Below are 19,913 nucleotides of genomic sequence, written 5' to 3' on the forward strand. Positions count from 1 at the left end.
CTTTTATGTCATAGGAAAATGCCTGCATAACAGGCATTTTCCGTATTTTTAGTAAATACTAATATATCTATATTAGCAGTCATATCCTTTTTCTGCAAGGTCTTCTTCTGAAAAAACTTCACTAATTGCTGTATTAGCAGGAACCATAGGGAATACCTTTTCATCCTGATCTATCTGACAATCAATAACACATGGTATATTGAGAGCTATAGCATCTTTTAATGCATTTTCAAATTCTTCAACTGTTGTTGCTCTGTAAGCCTTAGCTCCCATTCCTTCTGCAATCTTTACGAAATCAACGCTATCGTCAAGAACAGTATTTGAATATCTCTTGCCATAGAATAATGTCTGCCACTGTCTAACCATACCAAGAACGTGGTTATTAATAACAATCTGAATAATTGGAATATTGTAACGTGTTGCTGTTGCAATTTCATTCATGTTCATTCTGAAACATCCATCACCTGCAACATTTACACATACTCTGTCTTTATTGCCCATCTTAGCACCAATACATGCGCCAACACCATAGCCCATTGTACCAAGTCCACCTGATGTAATAAGCTGTCTAGGTTCTTTAAACTTATAGAACTGTGCAGCCCACATCTGATGCTGTCCAACATCTGTTGTAATGATAGCATCACCATTTGTAATGTTATATAAAGAATCAATAACAGCAGGTCCTGTAAGAACATCTTTATTAAGAGCTAAAGGATATTTTTCCTTCATTTCTTTAATTTTCTGCATCCAATCTGCATGATCCTGTTTTGTAAGAGCACTATTAAGTCTAATAAGAACCTCTTTCATATCTCCGATGATGCTTGCGTCAGCCTTAATATTCTTATTAATTTCTGATGGATCAACATCAATATGTACAATCTTTGCATTGTTAGCAAAAGCCTTAGCCTTACCGATTACACGGTCACTAAATCTTGCTCCAAGAACTAATAATAAATCACACATTGTAACACCATAGTTTGATGTTTTTGTTCCGTGCATACCGATCATTCCTGTATATCTTTCGCTGTTACCATCCATTGCACCTTTACCCATAAGTGAATCACAAACAGGTGCGTCAACTAATTCTGCAAGTTCTCTTACTTCCTTAGCTGCATCTGAAATAACTGCGCCACCACCAACTAAAATAAATGGTTTCTTTGATGACTTAATCATCTCTACCACTATATCAATGTCTTCTTTTTTAATTGTGTCAGAAATTCTTTCCACTTTAACAGGTTCCTGTTTTTCGTAGTTGTACTTAGCTGCTGTAACGTCTTTTGTTATATCAACAAGTACAGGTCCCGGTCTTCCTGTCTTGGCAATACGGAAAGCCTTTCTAAGTGTATCTGCAAGATTTTCAATATCTTTCACAATAAAATTATGTTTTGTAATTGGCATTGTTGCACCAACAATATCAATTTCCTGAAACGAATCTTTTCCAAGTCCTGACTTGGCAACATTAGCTGTAATAGCAACCAATGGAACTGAATCCATATATGCTGTTGCAATACCTGTAACCAAGTTAGTTGCACCAGGTCCTGATGTTGCCATACAAACTCCAACTTTCCCTGTTGAACGGGCATATCCGTCGGCTGCATGAGCTGCCCCCTGTTCATGGGATACTAATATATGTGTAATTTCATCTGAGTGCTTATACATTTCATCATAGATGTTAAGGATTGTTCCACCCGGATAACCAAATACTGTATCAACACCCTGTTCTTTTAAACATTCTATTACTATTTGTGAACCGTTTAATTCCATAATCTTGTCCTCTCCCTTGTCTTATTTATCGATTGCAAGAATTGCTCCTCTGTTACCTGATGTAACCATAGATGCATATCTTGCCAAATAACCTGTTGTAACCTTTGGTTCTCTTGGTGTCCAGTTCTTTCTTCTTTCTGCAAGAACTTCATCAGAAACATCAAGTTCAAGAGTCATTTCAGGAATATTAATCTTAATAATGTCTCCTTCTTCTACTAAAGCAATAGGTCCACCTACTGCAGCTTCAGGAGATACATGTCCGATAGAAGCTCCTCTTGAAGCACCAGAGAAACGTCCGTCAGTAATAAGAGCCACTGATGAACCAAGTCCCATACCTGCAATTGCTGATGTAGGATTTAACATTTCTCTCATTCCAGGGCCACCCTTAGGTCCTTCATATCTGATAACTACAACATCACCAGGTACAATCTTTCCGCCCTTTATTGCTACAATAGCATCTTCTTCGCATTCAAATACTCTTGCAGGTCCTTTATGAACCATCATTTCATCTACAACTGCTGAACGTTTTACAACGCTACCATCAGGTGCAAGATTTCCTTTTAATACTGCAAGACCACCTGTTTTACTATATGGGTTATCAAGAGGTCTGATAACCTGTGGATTCTTGTTTTCACAATCTTTAATATTTTCTCCAATTGTATTTCCTGTTACAGTAATACAATCTTCATGTAAAAGACCAAGTTCTCTTAATTCATTCATTACCGCATAAACACCGCCTGCTTCATTAAGGTCTTCCATATATGTAGGACCTGCCGGAGCTAAATGGCAAAGGTTAGGTGTTTTTTCACTGATTTCGTTAGCAAATGAAATATCAAAATCAAATCCAACTTCATGTGCAATAGCAGGTAAATGAAGCATACTGTTTGTTGAACAACCAAGTGCCATATCTACTGTTAATGCATTTAAAATAGCATCTTTTGTCATAATGTCACGAGGTCTGATATTCTTTCTGTATAATTCCATTACTGCCATACCTGCATGCTTAGCAAGTTTTAACCTTTCTGAATATACAGCAGGGATTGTTCCGTTACCCTTAAGTCCCATACCCAATGCTTCTGTAAGACAGTTCATTGAGTTAGCTGTGTACATACCTGAACATGAACCACATGTTGGACAAGCCTTACATTCATATTCATTTAATTCTTCAAGAGACATCTTGCCGGCAGCATTGGCACCTACTGCTTCAAACATTGATGAAAGACTGGTCTTATGTCCTCCAACATGTCCTGCAAGCATTGGTCCTCCTGAAACAAATACTGTTGGCACATTTACTCTTGCTGCAGCCATTAATAATCCCGGTACATTCTTATCACAGTTAGGAATCATAACTAAAGCATCAAACTGGTGAGCCTTAGCCATACATTCTGTTGAATCTGCAATCAAATCTCTTGTTACAAGAGAATATTTCATTCCTTCATGTCCCATTGCAATACCGTCACATACGGCAATAGCTGGGAACATAATTGGTGTACCACCTGCCATGGCAACACCCATCTTTACTGCGTTAGCAATCTTATCAAGGTTCATATGTCCCGGAACGATTTCATTATATGAACATACAATACCAACTAATGGTCTTTCCATTTCTTCTTCTGTCATACCCAGAGCATTAAACAATGATCTGTGTGGAGCCTGCTGAAGTCCTTTCTTTACTGCATCACTCTTCATCTTATTTCCTCCTAAAATCGGTCTATCTATTATAGTCTATAAAATCTAAAATCATATGAAGTGACTTTATTAAAGTCTGTTTACTATCTCGTCACCCATCTCTTTACAGCCAACAAGTGTCATTCCGTCTGACATAATATCAACTGTTCTGATATTGTCTTCTAACACTTTCTCAACTGCCTTTTCAACTGCATCTGCTTCCTTATCAAGATCAAATGAGTATCTCAGCATCATAGCTGCTGAAAGAATTGTTGCTATAGGGTTAGCCTTGTTCTGACCTGCAATATCAGGTGCAGCACCGTGGCTTGGTTCATAAAGTCCAAACTTATCTTCTCTAAGACTGGCTGATGATAACATTCCAATTGATCCTGTAATCATACTAGCTTCATCTGAAAGGATATCCCCAAACATATTCTCTGTTACAACAACATCAAACTGTGCCGGATCCTTAACTAACTGCATTGCACAGTTATCTACTAACATATGTGTTAATGTAACCTCAGGATAATCCTTTGCCACTTCATTTACAACCTTATCCCATAATCTTGAAGAGTCAAGCACGTTAGACTTGTCAACGCTTATTACGTTCTTTCTTCTCTTCATTGCAATTTCAAAAGCTTTCTTTGCAATACGTCTAATTTCGTTCTCATTATATGTTAAAGTATCTGTTGCTGTAAGCACGCCGTCAACTTCTTCAGTCTTTCTTTCTCCAAAATAAAGACCACCTGTTAACTCTCTAACAATAATCATGTCAAAACCGGCATCTGCTACCTCTTCCTTCAATGGACAGGCACCCTTTAATTCTTTGTAAAGATATGCAGGTCTAAGGTTAGCAAAAAGATTAAGTCCTTTTCTTATGGCAAGTAGTCCTGCCTCTGGTCTAAGGTTAGGTGGAAGTTCGTACCAACTGTCTTTTCCGACGACACCACCTACGGCACCAAGAAGGACTGCGTCACTTTTCTGTGCTGTGGCTAATGCTTCATCTGTAAGTGGAACTCCGTGCTTGTCAATTGACACCCCGCCCATATCCACTTCTGTGTAGTTGAAGACATGACCAAACTTAGTTCCAACAGCATCAAGAACCTTCTGTGCTTCTCTTACAATCTCTGGTCCAATTCCATCACCGGGAATTACTGCAACATTAAAATTCATCATGTATCCTCTTTTCTATCGTGATTAATAAGAAGTAGCTTCTGCATAATTAAGTACAAAAGTCTACGCTAATTCTTAAATTATATCGTAAATGATATATTTTATCAACCTACATATATAATATATTTCTTGATTAAATTTAACCTGGTTCATAATTTATAATAAACATTCTACTTTATTTTTTCTATTTTTCATACTTGTTTTCTTTCTTAAATAATGTTTCCGTAACAGTTTTGCTAAAAGAATAAACTAAAAGAAGGCAACAGCCTTGCCTTTACAAGTTCACCATTGCCTTCTTTTTATAATATAACACTATATTATCGCTTGATTTTTCTTATTGAGAAGAATGCCATTCCAAGTGACATCATCAGCATAGCCATCAACATAGCCAAAACAGAAAAAAGGTGTTTATAGACCTTAAATCTCATAAACACCTTTACTTCAAGCTTTAATATTATTGTATTTATATCATAGTAACTATTCAGCTTTTTCTACATCTACAATAGCTGATTTCTGCATTGGAATACGGCAGTTCTTGTTTCCACCAAATTCAACGATAACTGTATCATCTGTTACATCAATAACCATTCCGTAAAATCCACTTGTTGTTAAAATGCTATCGCCTACTGCAACTGCATCCATAACTTCTTTCTGTTTCTTTTCCTGTTTCTTCTGTGGCTTAATAGCAAGGAAATACATAAATCCAATAATTAATACTACATAAAGGACCATTATTCCCCAGCTTGCTGCCTGAGAACCTGCTGCTAAAATTGGCATTGTTCGTTCCTCCTATTTCTTGTCATTTTCTTTAAAGCCTTCTAATTTCTTAGCTTTATATTCGGCATAGTTTCCTGCCTCAATGGCATCTCTTATTTCCTCCATCATTGTATTATAAAAATACAAATTATGCAAGACGCATAAGCGCATGCCTAACATCTCCTTAGCTTTAAGAAGATGTCTGATATATGCTCTTGAGTGATACTTACATACAGGACACTCACAACCTTCTTCTATTGGTCTTGAATCTGTTTCATACTTTGCATTAAACAAATTCAACTTACCGGCATTAGTATATACATGTCCATGACGACCGTTTCTTGATGGGTAAACACAATCAAAGAAATCCACACCACGTTCTACTGCTTCAAGTATATTAGCCGGAGTACCTACTCCCATTAAATATATTGGCTTATCCTTTGGAAGATGAGGTTCAACACTTTCAATAATTCTATACATTTCCTCGTGGCTTTCACCTACAGCCAGACCACCTATGGCATATCCATCCAAATCCATATCAGCTATAGCCTTGGCCTGTTCAATACGGATATCAGCATAAATACCACCCTGATTAATACCAAACAATAATTGATTCTTATTAATCGTATCTTCCAAACCGTTAAGTCTGTTCATTTCTTTCTTACATCTTTCAAGCCATCTTGTAGTTCTTGCAACAGAATTTTCAATATACTGTCTTGATGCAACACTTGAAGGACATTCATCAAAAGCCATAGCTATAGTTGAAGCTAAGTTTGACTGAATCTGCATACTTTCCTCAGGCCCCATAAAAATCTTTCTTCCGTCTACATGTGAATTAAAGTATACACCTTCTTCTTTTATTTTTCTAAGTCCTGCAAGAGAGAACACCTGAAATCCGCCTGAATCCGTAAGAATGGGTCTGTCCCAATTCATAAATTTATGAAGACCGCCTAACTTCTTAACAATCTTATCACCCGGTCTAACATGAAGGTGATATGTATTAGATAATTCTACCTGTGTCTTAATTGTCTTTAAGTCTTCTGCAGCTACTGCACCTTTAATTGCAGCCGCTGTTCCTACATTCATAAAAACCGGTGTCTGAATCTTGCCATGAACTGTTGTAAATTCGCCTCGTTTTGCATTTCCATCTTTTGCTAAAACCTTAAACATAAAACACCTCATTGATTTCATTTTTTTAACGCATTGTATTATTATATTATTTTATTAGTATTAACGCAAGCAGATATTTTCAATTTGCTATTATCCCTATTCCTTGTTATAATCGTGAAAGGCAAAAATTTTTACGGATTTTATTTACGGAGGTTAAAATGGCTGGTTCAACATATGGTAACATTTTTAAAATAACAACTTGGGGAGAATCTCATGGAAAGGCTGTTGGCGTTGTAGTTGACGGTTGCCCTGCAGGAGTTCCTCTTTGTGAAGAAGACATTCAGTTTTTTCTTGACAGAAGAAAGCCGGGACAGTCTGCATACACTACACAGCGTAACGAAGATGACAAGGTCGAGATTTTGTCTGGTATTTTTGAAGGAAAAACTACCGGCACTCCTATTTCTTTGTTTGTACACAATAAAGATCATCATTCTGCTGATTACTCACAGATTGCAGAATGCTACAGGCCGGGACACGCTGATTACACTTTTGATGAAAAATATGGTTTCAGAGATTATCGCGGTGGCGGACGTTCATCAGGTCGCGAAACTATAGGAAGAGTTGCCGCAGGCGCCATTGCTTCTAAGATTTTAGAATCACTTAATATTTCCATTATGACTTATTCTAAATCTATCGGTAACGTATCTATAAATTACAATAATTTTAGTAAAGACGAAATTCAGAAGAATCCTATGTATATGCCTGATAGCAACGCTGCTAAACTTGCAGGTGATATGCTTAAAGAGAAAATGGCTGAAATGGATTCCGTTGGTGGTATTATCGAATGTGTTGTAGCCGGAATGCCAACAGGTGTAGGTGAACCTGTTTTTGATAAGTTAGATGCTAACCTTGCAAAAGCAATTATGTCCATCGGTGCTGTTAAAGGTATTGAGATTGGTGATGGTTTTGCAGTTGCCACATCTACCGGTTCTAAAGATAATGATGGTTTTAAAGTTGAAAATGGTCATATTTCAAAAACATCAAACCATGCCGGAGGGGTTCTTGGTGGCATAAGCGACGGCTCACCTATTGTTCTTAGAGCCGCAATCAAGCCTACTCCTTCTATTGCAATGACACAGCAGACAGTAAATAAATCTATGGAAAATATTGATATCAATATAAAAGGTCGTCACGATCCTATTATTGTTCCTAGAGCTGTAATTGTTGTTGAATCAATGGTTGCCATTACTATTGTTGATTTACTATTCCAGTCAATGACTTCCAGAATGGACAATATTATAAAATTCTTTAAATAATAAATTTATATAATCTTCCAAGCATGTTTAAATATACTGTTTGGAAGATTTTTATTTTCTATTTTTTTGCTTTGCTCTATTTCCTGCACTCTTTTGAGTTAAGCATTTTTTCAAAAATAACACCTACAATGCACCACAGCGGTGCATAATCAATTCTAATCACACCGTTTATGTTGTACTTTTTATCGCTATAATCCCACGGACAATTATTTGTTTTCTTAAGAATACTTCCTGTAATTAATTCTACCATAAAAATTCCTATTGAATAAACTATCCCCCTGATTATTGTAGGCATTTTCATTTTCTTTAACTTAAGGCTTATTGGCTTTATAACTGATGCCAAGCCATATATGGGGAACATAATTATTGACGTATAACCAATGAATTTATTATTTTTGCTTTTTATTCCATGAAAGGCTGTCCATATAATTTCAATACACCAACCTAAAATACCACATTTTACAAAATCACTTTTCATATCTCCCCCTGTAAATCTAATCCATTACATTATTTCCAAAAATTGGGGAATTATGCAGGAAACATATTCCATAAAAAACAAAATCCTTACAGCTCGCAAGACCAATCAGTCCTTTTACTGTAAGGATTTTACAACACTATTGATTCTACTTTCTAATCAACAGTCATATTAATATTTTGTTTCTTTATGCATATAAAGGATATTTGTCTGTTAATGCCTTTACTTTTGCCTTTACTGCTTCATTGTTTCCTTCCGGATCAGCAGCGATTAATGCCATGCATTCTGCTATTACATCCATATCTGCTTCATTAAGTCCTCTTGTTGTAACTGCAGGTGTACCAATTCTTACACCACTTGTAATTCCCGGTTTCTGTGGGTCATTAGGAATTGCGTTCTTGTTACATGTAATGTTTGCTTTATCAAGAGCAATTTCAAATTCCTTACCTGTAATGTTTTTGCTTCTTAAGTCTACTAACATTAAGTGATTGTCTGTACCGCCTGATACAAGGTCAAAACCTCTGTCTGTAAGACCTTTTGCAAGTGCCTGCGCATTTGCCACAATGTTCTTGCCATACTGCTGGAATTCAGGTGATAAAGCTTCTTTGAAACAAACAGCCTTAGATGCGATAACGTGCATTAATGGTCCACCCTGGATTCCTGGGAAAACTGCCTTATTAAGCTTATGTTCCAAAGCAAATTCTTCACTTGAAAGAATAAGTCCACCTCTTGGTCCTCTTAATGTCTTATGAGTTGTAGTTGTTGTTACATGCGCATATGGAATTGGGCTCATATGCTGTCCTGTAGCTACAAGGCCTGCAATATGTGCCATATCTACCATAAGGTAAGCACCTACTTCGTCAGCGATTTCTCTGAATTTCTTAAAATCAATCTTTCTTGGGTAAGCACTTGCACCAGCTACGATAAGTTTAGGCTTGTTAGCTTTTGCAACTTCCAACACCTGATCGTAATCTATATAACCGTCTTCATTTACTCCATAAGAAACAATATTAAAATATGTACCTGAAATATTAACTTTTGAACCATGTGTTAAATGTCCACCTGCATCAAGGCTCATTCCCATAACTGTATCTCCCGGTTTAACCAAAGCGAAAAATACTGCTAAGTTAGCCTGTGCACCTGAATGTGGCTGTACATTAGCATATGTGCATCCAAATAATTTCTTTGCTCTTTCTCTTGCAAGTTCTTCTACAACGTCAACATATTCACATCCGCCGTAGTATCTCTTTCCCGGATAACCTTCTGCATATTTATTTGTTAAATGACTTCCCATAGCTGCCATTACCGCTTTGCTTACTATATTTTCAGATGCAATAAGCTCCAAATGGCTCTGCTGTCTGTCCATTTCGTCCTGCATAGCTTCTGCTATTTCAATATCTGCATTCTTAATTTCGTCAAATGAAAACATTTTGTACCTCCTGTATATTGTCAAATACTTATCAAACATAAGTTTACCACAATTATTTCTATTAAGAAAGTCAAAAAATAAGCTTTTTACTTATATTTATTCATTTATTTCTTTCAAAATTAAATTTTTATAAAATATTCTCTTTTTCCCCTCTTGATTTTTCAAACATATATGATATTTTAAACTAGTAATTAATAGTTGCTATGCACAGCACTATTATTATTTTTTATAAGCAATTTTATTAAATAGCCTTAAAGTCAAATACTAAGGAGAATTTTATTATGAACATTCCAAAAGTTGCAATTTTTGATATGGATGGATTGATTTTTAATACTGAGCGTCAGTTTTTCAAGTTTGAAAGCATGGTTCATAAGAAATATGGCTATCCTTCAAGAATTGAAGATTTTACCCAAACATTAGGGCTCTCATTTGCTTCTGTTAAAGAAGTTCACAAGAAAATCTTTGGCGAAGATTTTTCTACCGAACAGATATTTAAGGAAACTCGTGAATTAGTTGCAAAGGATGTTGAAGAAAACGGTTTGGAAATTATGAAAGGCATTCCCGAATTATTGGAGTTTTTTAAGGAAAACGGAACAATTTGTTGTGTTGCCTCTTCAACAGTAACTCCTATGGTTGAAAAATATTTAAATATAGCCGGTATTCGTGATTATTTTAAACATATTATTGGCGGAGACCAGGTAAAAAATTCAAAACCTAATCCGGAAATTTTCTTAAAAGCCCTTGGGAAGACACCTTTTAACAAAGATGAAGCTGTTATTTTTGAGGATTCAGAAAACGGAATCCGAGCCGCACACGCAGCCGGCATTCCTGTTATCTGCATTCCTGATTTAAAATATCCAAATGATTCTTTAAAGGATATTCCTATTCATATTGTGGATAGCGCTTTAGATGTAATTGATTTGTATAGCGAATAATACTTTAAATCTAATCCTTTTATAATAAATAGCTCTTTAGGTTTAATTCATTTTGTACATATAATAGTGCTTTAAACCTAACGTTTTATGAAATAATTTTTAAACCTCCTGCATATTTTGTTATATGATTTATATAGCAACTAATATGGGAGGTTTTTATGTATCATATTATAGAATTAGAAAACGGCCAACCAATGATTTTCGAACAGTCAGCACGGCAAATCAAATCTTACCTGATAGCCAACGGTCGTGTTTTTTCAAAGGGCTATGTTTTTAAAAATTTCAAAAAAGACTTTAATGTTTATTCAGTCAATTCTCCACTTGTTTCCTACTACTCTGTAGATAATTCGTTCGTCCTTACCCAAGTAACACAAAATAGTTTTCAAGAAGTTCTTTGCCTTAAAACATCTTGTGCAACACTTGTTTTTAACAATAAATTATATGTTTTTTATTTGGATAATTCACTTATGGGAGTTTGTTCAGACAATCTTACCGAGAAACATTGTATTGTCGAAAACATATCCGGCTCGAATCATATCTCTGCTTTTGTACATAATAATTGCATTTTTGTTACAACTGACAATACACTTTATGAAATCGACTTGAATTTTAATGTGGTTTGTAAGCAGGAAATTAATCTTTCTCTGAATAATATGACTAATGCTACTTCCGGGAGTGAAAATTCTTTAAGAAATAATTCTACAAACTATAACACTTCAAGCTACAATGTATCAAATAATAATATCTCAAATAACAATACTTCAATTCCTAATACTCCTAGAAATAATCTGCCTAAAAACAACACTACTAACAATTATAAAGCTTATAACGCCTCATATAATTCAAATTCATACAAAGAACTTGTATACAACTACAATATCTTAAAAAGAGATGTTGAAAAATTAAACAACAAATACAATGAGCTTTCAAACTACGTTGGCAGTATGCAAGAGCAAATAAGACGACTAAGATTAAACTAGCATCACAAAAGGCTGCCCAACTGAGCAGCCTTTTATCTTTGTATTAAGCTATGTGAATCCTTGCCAACTATTATATATTCCTATAATCGTTTCTATTTCTTTACATCTCTCATTATTTATTTTTCTTCTTCAACATCAATTGTTTCAATTGATAATTCTTCTAACTGTTTTGCATCTACAGCTGTTGGTGCTTCTGTCATTAAGCATGATGCATCTTTAACCTTAGGGAATGCAATTACTTCACGAATGTTGTCTTCACCTGTCATATGCATTACAAGTCTGTCAAGTCCGTATGCAAGTCCTGCGTGTGGTGGAACACCATACTTAAATGCATCTAATAAGAATCCAAACTGTTCGTGAGCTGCTTCTGTTGTAAAACCTAATGCTTTAAGCATTCTTTCCTGAACGTCTGCCTGATGGATTCTAACACTGCCGCCACCGATTTCTGAACCATTAAGTACGATATCGTAAGCCTTTGCCCTAACTCTGCCCGGATCAGATTCAATATAATCCAAGTCTTCATCCATAGGCATTGTAAATGGATGATGCATTGCAAGAAATCTGTTCTGTTCATCTGACCATTCAAACTGTGGGAATTCTACCACCCATAAGAAGTTAAATTTGCTCTTATCAATTAAATCTAACTGTTCAGCTAATTCTAATCTAAGTGCACCAAGAACGTTCCAAACAATCTTATTTTTGTCAGCAGCAAATACTAATAAATCGCCTGGCTGACCATCCATAGCCTTAATAAGGTTATCCATTTCCTCATCTGTCATAAACTTAGCAAATGATGACTTAATTGTTCCATCTTCATGCATTGCAATATATGCAAGACCTTTTGCTCCGTTGCCCTTTGCAGAATCAACTAACTTATCAATCTTCTTTCTTGGCATTGCGCCCTGTCCCTTAACATTAAGACCTCTTACAGAACCGCCGTTTTCGATTGTTCCTGTAAATACACCAAAGCCACAACCTTTAACAACGTCTGTTACGTCAATAAGTTCCATTCCAAAACGTGTATCAGGCTTATCTGAACCATATCTGTTCATAGCTTCAATCCATGTCATTCTCTGAATTGGTAACTGAACATCAACATCAAGAATTTCTTTAAATAATGCCTTTAATAATCTTTCATTAACATCGATTACATCATCAACATCTACAAAAGAAAGTTCCATATCAACCTGTGTAAATTCAGGCTGTCTGTCAGCTCTTAAATCTTCATCTCTGTAACATTTTGCAATCTGAATATATCTGTCAAAACCTGAGCACATAAGCAACTGCTTATATAACTGTGGAGACTGTGGTAATGCATAGAAGCATCCCGGATGTACTCTACTAGGTACTAAATAATCTCTCGCACCTTCAGGTGTACTCTTACATAATGTTGGAGTTTCAATTTCAATAAATCCTTCATTTGACATAAACTTTCTAATAAAAGTTGTAATATCACTTCTCATCTTAAGATTTCTCTGAAGATGAGGCTTTCTTAAATCAAGGTATCTATATTTTAATCTTAACTCTTCTCTAGTATTAGCATCTTCTTCAACAGGGAATGGAGGTGTTTCAGCTTCTGATAAAATTCTAAGTGTGTTTACAGTTACTTCAATATCACCTGTTGCCATATTTTCATTAACTGCACCACTACGCTGTCTAACAACACCTTCTGCTGCAATAACAAATTCGCTTCTAAGATTTTTAGCTTTTTCAAAAACTTCACCATTGTTTTCATCAAAAACTAACTGTAAAAGACCTGAACGATCTCTTAAATCTATAAAAATCAAGCTTCCTAAATTTCTTCTTTTCTGGACCCATCCCATTACAGTTACAGTTTCACCAATATTCTTATTAGATACTTCTGTACATCTGTGACTTCTATGAAGTCCCTGCATTGACTCTGCCATAATTCTTCCTCCTAATTCATCCACTGTGAAATAAAATATATTATTTTAATGGGTTCTTATAGAATTCTTTGAATTCTTCATAACCCTGCTCTTTTAACTGTTCTTTCTGGAACTTTTTATTCTTATTCATTCTTGTTACAAGAACCTGAGTACCATTCTTTCTTTCTTCCTGAGCCTGTGCAATAACATCACAAAGTGCATCTTCCTTAACACCTTTTTCAATAAGATAAGCAACCTTATTGTATTCTTCAGGAATCTTAAAGCCCTGTTCCATTAATAATAAAACAATACGTTCAAAACCAATTGAAAAACCACAGGCTGGAACATCATGTCCAATGAATTTTCCAACCATCTTATTGTATCTTCCGCCACCACCGCAGCTTCCACCAAATTCAGGAATTGCAATTTCAAAAATTGTTCCTGTATAATATGACATACCTCTAACTAAAGTAGGATCAAATACAATTTCAAAATCAGATGACTTCGTAGCCTTAACACTTTCAATAATCTCGTTCATCCACTGCTTAACATCATCTTCCATATAATCACCAAACTTTTCAGCCAAATAATCAATAGGATTAGCCTGCTGTTCAATTTCTTTAAATAAAGAAACGTACTTATTTACTGATTCTTCAGAAAATTCATATTTAATAAGTTCTTCCTTAACTCCTTCAAGACCAATCTTGTCCATCTTGTCAAGAATAATAAATACGCTGTCATAACTTTCTTCAGGGAAGCCACTGTAAGCAGCCATAGCCTTTAATATTCTTCTCTCGTTAATTCTAATCTGGAAATTCTTAAATCCAAGCTTTCCAAGTGTTGTTGTAGTTGCAAGAATCAATTCGATTTCTGCCAGGTTACTTGGGTCTCCAAGAATATCAATATCACACTGCATAAACTGACGGTAACGACCTCTCTGTGGTCTGTCAGCTCTCCAAACACTCCCCATCTGTAAAGCCTTAAAAGGTGATGGCAAGTTATTGGCATTATTTGAATAATATCTTACAAGAGGAACTGTTAAGTCATATCTTAACCCGTTGTCAACAACATCCATATCTGTCTGTGCTGTTTCAAGATTAAGCTTCTCGCCTCTTTTTAAAATCTTAAAAATTAACTTTTCGTTTTCTCCACCCTGCTTATTAGTAAGGTTAGAAATATTTTCTACACAAGGTGTTTCAATCTGTGTAAAACCGAAAGCCTTATATGTATCTTTAATTACGTTCTGCACATAATTTCTTATTTTCATCTCTTCAGGAAGAATATCTTTCATTCCTGTAACAGGTTTCTTGCTTAATGCCATTTTCTATGTCTCCTTATTATTTTTCTCACAACCATAAATTTTACTATTGTTTTTTATTTTTAACAACCCATAGATTGAAAGTATTTTCTTTTTCTTTCAATCATTTCGTCAATTCTTTCAATATATTGGTCTACATTCTTTACAGTATCTATTCTTTTGCCCTCTTTTCTATCCGGTGACAAAAGCTTAGTAACCGCTCCTGCTCCAACGGCCCATACATCCTGAAAGTCACCCATCATAAGAATATTGTAAAGGCCTTCACAACCTTCAATAGAATATCCTACATTTTCCTGATTACCTGCCATATTCTTCTGTCTATATAGATAATAAGGTTTCATATTCATCTCTTCTGAATACTTTTCTGTAACTTTCATAAGTTCAGAACTATTTTCCATATGCATGTCAGAATATTTATCTTTCATAATATTTAAACGTGCTGCTCTCTTTAACGCAAGAGAATGTACGGTTATTCCTTCCGGACTAAGTTTCTTTGCCTCTTCCATAGAATATCTTACCATTTTTTCATCTTCTTGTGGAAGTCCAAGAATAAAGTCCATATTTATATTATTAAAGCCACACTGTCTTGCAAGCTTAAACGCTTCCTTAATCTGTTCTACAGTATGTCGTCTTCCAATAATATCTAAAGTTTCCTGATTCATCGTCTGGGGATTAATTGAAATTCTTGAAACATTATGTTTCTTTAATGTTTTAAGCTTTTCTTCAGTAATACTGTCAGGTCGTCCCGCTTCAACAGTAAACTCTCTTACTGTGCTAAAATCAAAATTCTCCTTAAGACTTGTAATCAACCTATCCATCTGATCAGGTTCCAATGTTGTAGGAGTTCCTCCTCCAATATATACCGTGTTAAGTTCACGACCTTTTAATTGCTCACCTAAGAATTTAATCTCTTTTATGACGCTGTCTACATAACTGTCAACCTTATCCTTGTACATTGATATAGGATAAGATGTAAACGAACAATAAAGGCATGTAGTTGGACAAAAAGGAATTCCAACATAAAGACTGTATCCTTCTTTATAATTAATATCTGATAATATTCTGCTTTCCCTTCTTGAAATGTCAATTGCAAGGTTAAGCTTTTCATCAGAAATCAAATAAGTTTCCTTCATTGTCTTTCGGACCTGCTCTTCTCTCATTCCCTGTTCAAACAACATTCCTGGAATTTTGGCAGGTCGTATTCCCGTTAGATTGCCCCAAGGCAATTCCTTGCCTGTATCCTTTGACATAACACTGTACAAAAGCTTTTTTAAAACATTCTTTAACTCTGTTCTATGAGTTTTAGATAAATCGCAGTGGTTAACAATACCACTGCAGTCTATTTCATAATGTTCTTCAAAAAGCTTTTTTTCATTGTCTGACAATATTATATTTATTCTGTTTTCTTCATAAACAACTTTTAAAATTCTATAGTAATCCTGAACCTGACTGTTAATCTTAAATGGATGTCCCATATAAAAAGCCTGAACCATGGATTGTACATCATATTGAAATTCTTCCGGTACTATCTGAATATCAATCATTAATAATATACCTTCTCTGTTCCTATTGTTGTGCTGTCATTATGTCCCGGTAAAACTGCTGTTTCATCAGGAAGTTTCTTTAATAATTTTTCTCTAATTGATTTCATTATTTCAGATTCGCTTCCACCCGGAAAATCTGTTCTTCCTCTGCTTCCGTGGAATAATGTATCACCGCTAAATAAGATTTCATTGTCTTCCAAATAATAACATCCGCTGCCTGGTGTATGTCCTGGTGTTGCAATAAATGTCATATTAATTCCTGCCAATGTAATCTTCTGTCCGTCTTTTAAGAACTCATCTGCTTCAATTGTCATTGGTGAATCAAAATATGAAGAAAGATTCATTTTTTTATTTCCAATTAACTCTTTTTCAGCTTCTGATACATAAACCTTAATTCCGTATCTTTCCTTTAAAGCATTTACGGCACCAATGTGGTCATAATGACCGTGTGTTAAAATAATTGCTACAGGTTTCATTTCCATCTTTGAAATATTTACGGAAATTTTAAGTTCGTTTTCACCCGGATCAACTATAAATCCTTCGCCTGTTTCTTTATTTTTACATAAATAACAATTAGTGTAGCACTCGCTAACTAAAAGATTTCTAATTTCAATCTTTCCCATATATTCTCCATTTCAATTTTATTTCTGTTAATGTTTTGACTTTTTATTTAAAATTGTCAGCCTGTTGTTCTTTCAATATCAATAATGCTGTCAATCTGTCTTATTCTTGAAATAAGACTGTTAAGTTCTTCAGTTCCCTGAATTGCAAATGACATAGATATTGTGGCTATTTCAGACTTACTTGTTCTACTGTTAATACTGTTAACATCAATGTTTTTCTCTGTAAATATTTTAGAAAGGTCTGTTAAAATACCTACTCTGTTGTGAGCATATATGACAATCTCTGTCATATACTTGCCGTCCTGCTTTCCTTCATCAGCAGCCCAGCTTGCCTCAATAAGTCTTCCTCTTTCAAAATCAGGAAGATTAATTATATTAATACAATCTGTTCTATGAATTGACACACCACGTCCTCTTGTAACAAAACCAATAATTTCATCACCGGGAACAGGGCTACAGCATTTAGAAAATCTAACTGCCACATCATCCATACCTTCGACAATAATTCCACTCTTTGATGTATGTGTCTTATTTTCAGCCTTTTCACCTATTGTTGAATTAAGAACATCCTGATCTGTTATTTCTTTTCTATGGGTCTTGTTGTATTCCTCAACAAGCTTATTTACAATCTGTCCTTCTTTAAGCCCACCGTGACCTACGGATGCAACTAAAGAGTTCCAATCCTTATAGCTATATTTAAGTCTTACTTTCTCCATATATTCAGGTTTTAAAATATCCTGCAATACAATGCCTTTAGACTTACAATATTTATCTATAAGTTCCTTACCTTTAATAATGTTTTCTTCTTTATTCTGTAACTTAAACCATTGATTAATCTTGTTCTTTGCCTGTGTACTTTTAACAATCTTAAGCCAGTCCATACTTGGTCCGTTAGAATTGTTAGATGTTACAACTTCTACCTGATCACCGTTCTGAATCTTATAATCAATATTTACCATCTTTCCGTTTACTCTGGCACCAACCATCTTGTTACCTACTGCACTATGAATACTGTAAGCAAAATCAATTGGTGTTGAACCATTAGGTAGACTCTTAAGGTCTCCATTAGGTGTGAAGCAATATACATTTTCAGAGAACATATTAAGGTCATCTTTGAGAAGGTTAAGAAACTCGTGATTATCAGACAAGTCTCTCTGCCATTCAAGAATCTGTCTTAACCAACTAATCTTCTGTTCCTCATTGTCACCTTCACCTGTTATGTTTTCTTTGTATTTCCAATGGGCAGCGATACCATATTCTGCTGTTTTGTGCATTTCCATTGTACGAATCTGGATTTCAAACGGCTGACCGTTAGGTCCGATTAATGTTGTATGAAGTGACTGGTACATATTCTGCTTAGGCATCGCAATATAATCCTTAAATCTTCCCGGTACAGGAGTATATTTCTCGTGGATAACGCCCAATGCACCATAACATTCCATTACTGTGTCAACAATAATACGAATGGCAAAAACATCATAAATCTGGTCTAATGTTTTGTGCTGGTTAACCATCTTCTTATAAATACTGAAATAATGTTTTACACGTCCATCTATTGTAGCTTTAATTCCTGCCTTCTCAATATATCCGGCAACTTCAGCTATAAGCTGGCTCATAAATTCTTCTCTATGTTCAAGTCTTAAATGAACACCATCTACCAAATCTTTATATTTCTCAGGTTCTAAATATCTAAGGGCCAAATCGTCTAACTCTATCTTAATCTTAGAAATACCAAGACGGTCTGCAATTGGAGCATAAATCTCCATTGTTTCCTTTGACTTTTCTTTCTGCTTTTCAGGTGTCATATACTGCAAAGTTCTCATATTATGAAGTCTGTCGGCAAGTTTTATAAGAATTACACGAATATCCTTTGCCATGGCAAGAAACATCTTTCTAAGATTTTCTGCCTGCTTTTCTACTTTGTCAGCATCATAGTCTAATTTTGTAAGTTTTGTAACACCATCAACTAAGTCTGTTACTTCCTCTCCAAACTCGCTAATCATCTGCTCCCTTGTAACTTTTGTATCTTCCATTACATCGTGAAGCAATCCTGCCATAATTGATTCTTTATCCAATTCAAGATCAGCAAGAATCAGTGCAGTGTGAATGGGGTGAATTATATAAGGCTCACCTGATTTACGTTTCTGGTCACCGTGAGATTTCTTTGCGAAATTGTAAGCTTTGTCAATTGCACTCAAATCACCTGCTGAAGGATGATATCTTTTAATCTTGTCTATAAGTCTGCTATATAATTCCTCCGGTGTAGCATGTTCTTCTTCTTTCGGTATAACACCATGATTTTCAATTTTTACGTTAATGTTGTTTTTTTCGCCCATAGAGTATCTCCATCAAAAAATTATTTACCTTCGTAAACTACAACTGACTCTACATTATATCCTTCAAGAGCCTTTCTTCCGTTAAGTCCTGCCAATTCAGTTAAGAATAAACATGAAACAACTTCTCCGCCTAAACGCTCAACTAAGTTAATTGCTGCCTTAACTGTTCCACCTGTAGCTATTAAATCATCTACTATAACTACTTTCTGTCCTTCTTTAATGGCATCAGTATGAATTTCTATTTCAGCACTTCCATATTCCAAATCATATGATTCTGAAATTGTTTTCCATGGAAGCTTTCCTTTCTTTCTAATTGGAACAAATGCCTTTTTCATGTCAAATGCAATAGGTGTACCAAACATAAATCCTCTTGCTTCAAGACCAACTATAACATCAAAATCTTTGTCCTTAATCTTATCTTCCATACTTTTAATGGCTAACTGTAATCCTTCAGGATCCTGTGTTACTGTTGTAATGTCTCTGAAAATAATTCCCTGTTTTGGAAAATCAGGAATGCTTCTAATGTACTTTTCTACTGTGCTCATTTTTTCCTCCTAATGTATATGGCTTCTTTAATTATTATATATTTTAAAAAAAGTA

General features: G+C 35.1%; 16 protein-coding genes. 3 read left to right on the forward strand and 13 right to left on the reverse strand.

Annotation, left to right across the window (positions count from 1 at the left end; genetic code table 11):
- Positions 1-72: 72 nt before the first annotated feature.
- The 5 genes from ilvB to tgt all read right to left on the reverse strand — a co-directional run bounded on the left by ilvB (position 73) and on the right by tgt (position 6,531).
- Entirely contained in the window at positions 73-1,764 is a 1,692-nt protein-coding gene (gene ilvB, locus NQ558_RS09230) for a biosynthetic-type acetolactate synthase large subunit (RefSeq protein ID WP_005359445.1), read from the reverse strand.
- Between the two features lie 21 nt (positions 1,765-1,785).
- On the reverse strand, positions 1,786-3,453 hold the full coding sequence (gene ilvD / locus NQ558_RS09235; RefSeq protein ID WP_005359444.1) for a dihydroxy-acid dehydratase: 1,668 nt from the start codon (positions 3,451-3,453) through the stop codon (positions 1,786-1,788).
- A 69-nt stretch (positions 3,454-3,522) separates the two neighbouring features.
- Entirely contained in the window at positions 3,523-4,605 is a 1,083-nt protein-coding gene (gene leuB, locus NQ558_RS09240; RefSeq protein ID WP_040446029.1) for a 3-isopropylmalate dehydrogenase, read from the reverse strand.
- A gap of 477 nt (positions 4,606-5,082) precedes the next feature.
- Complete coding sequence (yajC, locus tag NQ558_RS09245) at positions 5,083-5,382, reverse strand: preprotein translocase subunit YajC (RefSeq protein WP_005359440.1); 300 nt, start codon at positions 5,380-5,382, stop codon at positions 5,083-5,085.
- 12 nt (positions 5,383-5,394) lie between these two features.
- Positions 5,395-6,531, reverse strand: a complete 1,137-nt coding sequence (gene tgt / locus NQ558_RS09250; RefSeq protein WP_005359438.1) for a tRNA guanosine(34) transglycosylase Tgt — start codon at positions 6,529-6,531, stop codon at positions 5,395-5,397.
- A 158-nt stretch (positions 6,532-6,689) separates the two neighbouring features.
- Here tgt and aroC point away from each other — a divergent pair, with 158 nt between their 5' ends.
- Entirely contained in the window at positions 6,690-7,787 is a 1,098-nt protein-coding gene (gene aroC / locus NQ558_RS09255; RefSeq protein ID WP_005359435.1) for a chorismate synthase, read from the forward strand.
- Positions 7,788-7,863: 76 nt separating this feature from the next.
- Here aroC and NQ558_RS09260 read toward each other — a convergent pair whose 3' ends face one another.
- Both NQ558_RS09260 and NQ558_RS09265 read right to left on the reverse strand, forming a co-directional pair.
- On the reverse strand, positions 7,864-8,265 hold the full coding sequence (locus NQ558_RS09260; protein WP_005359432.1) for a putative ABC transporter permease: 402 nt from the start codon (positions 8,263-8,265) through the stop codon (positions 7,864-7,866).
- 184 nt (positions 8,266-8,449) lie between these two features.
- Positions 8,450-9,691, reverse strand: a complete 1,242-nt coding sequence (locus tag NQ558_RS09265) for a serine hydroxymethyltransferase (RefSeq protein ID WP_005359429.1) — start codon at positions 9,689-9,691, stop codon at positions 8,450-8,452.
- A gap of 281 nt (positions 9,692-9,972) precedes the next feature.
- Between NQ558_RS09265 and NQ558_RS09270 the strand changes: the two genes are divergently transcribed.
- Complete coding sequence (locus NQ558_RS09270) at positions 9,973-10,626, forward strand: HAD family hydrolase (protein ID WP_005359426.1); 654 nt, start codon at positions 9,973-9,975, stop codon at positions 10,624-10,626.
- A gap of 158 nt (positions 10,627-10,784) precedes the next feature.
- Positions 10,785-11,606, forward strand: a complete 822-nt coding sequence (locus NQ558_RS09275; protein ID WP_005359423.1) for a hypothetical protein — start codon at positions 10,785-10,787, stop codon at positions 11,604-11,606.
- Between the two features lie 116 nt (positions 11,607-11,722).
- On the opposite strand, the gene aspS is transcribed toward NQ558_RS09275, so the two are convergent.
- The 6 genes from aspS to NQ558_RS09305 are packed head-to-tail and all read right to left on the reverse strand — an operon-like array spanning position 11,723 to position 19,858.
- Positions 11,723-13,513, reverse strand: coding sequence for an aspartate--tRNA ligase (aspS, locus tag NQ558_RS09280; RefSeq protein ID WP_005359420.1), 1,791 nt, complete (start codon positions 13,511-13,513; stop codon positions 11,723-11,725).
- A gap of 40 nt (positions 13,514-13,553) precedes the next feature.
- On the reverse strand, positions 13,554-14,813 hold the full coding sequence (gene hisS / locus NQ558_RS09285; RefSeq protein ID WP_005359417.1) for a histidine--tRNA ligase: 1,260 nt from the start codon (positions 14,811-14,813) through the stop codon (positions 13,554-13,556).
- Positions 14,814-14,872: 59 nt separating this feature from the next.
- Positions 14,873-16,354 (reverse strand): coproporphyrinogen dehydrogenase HemZ, encoded by a 1,482-nt coding sequence (gene hemZ, locus NQ558_RS09290; RefSeq protein ID WP_005359415.1) that lies wholly within the window; start codon positions 16,352-16,354, stop codon positions 14,873-14,875.
- On the reverse strand, positions 16,354-16,977 hold the full coding sequence (locus NQ558_RS09295; RefSeq protein ID WP_005359413.1) for an MBL fold metallo-hydrolase: 624 nt from the start codon (positions 16,975-16,977) through the stop codon (positions 16,354-16,356). The genes hemZ and NQ558_RS09295 overlap by 1 nt, the downstream gene beginning before the upstream one ends.
- 56 nt (positions 16,978-17,033) lie before the next feature.
- Complete coding sequence (locus tag NQ558_RS09300) at positions 17,034-19,313, reverse strand: RelA/SpoT family protein (RefSeq protein WP_005359411.1); 2,280 nt, start codon at positions 19,311-19,313, stop codon at positions 17,034-17,036.
- Between the two features lie 20 nt (positions 19,314-19,333).
- Positions 19,334-19,858, reverse strand: coding sequence for an adenine phosphoribosyltransferase (locus NQ558_RS09305; RefSeq protein ID WP_005359408.1), 525 nt, complete (start codon positions 19,856-19,858; stop codon positions 19,334-19,336).
- Positions 19,859-19,913 lie beyond the last annotated feature (55 nt).

Source organism: Eubacterium ventriosum (assembly GCF_025150745.1).
Lineage (GTDB): Bacteria > Bacillota > Clostridia > Lachnospirales > Lachnospiraceae > Eubacterium_G > Eubacterium_G ventriosum.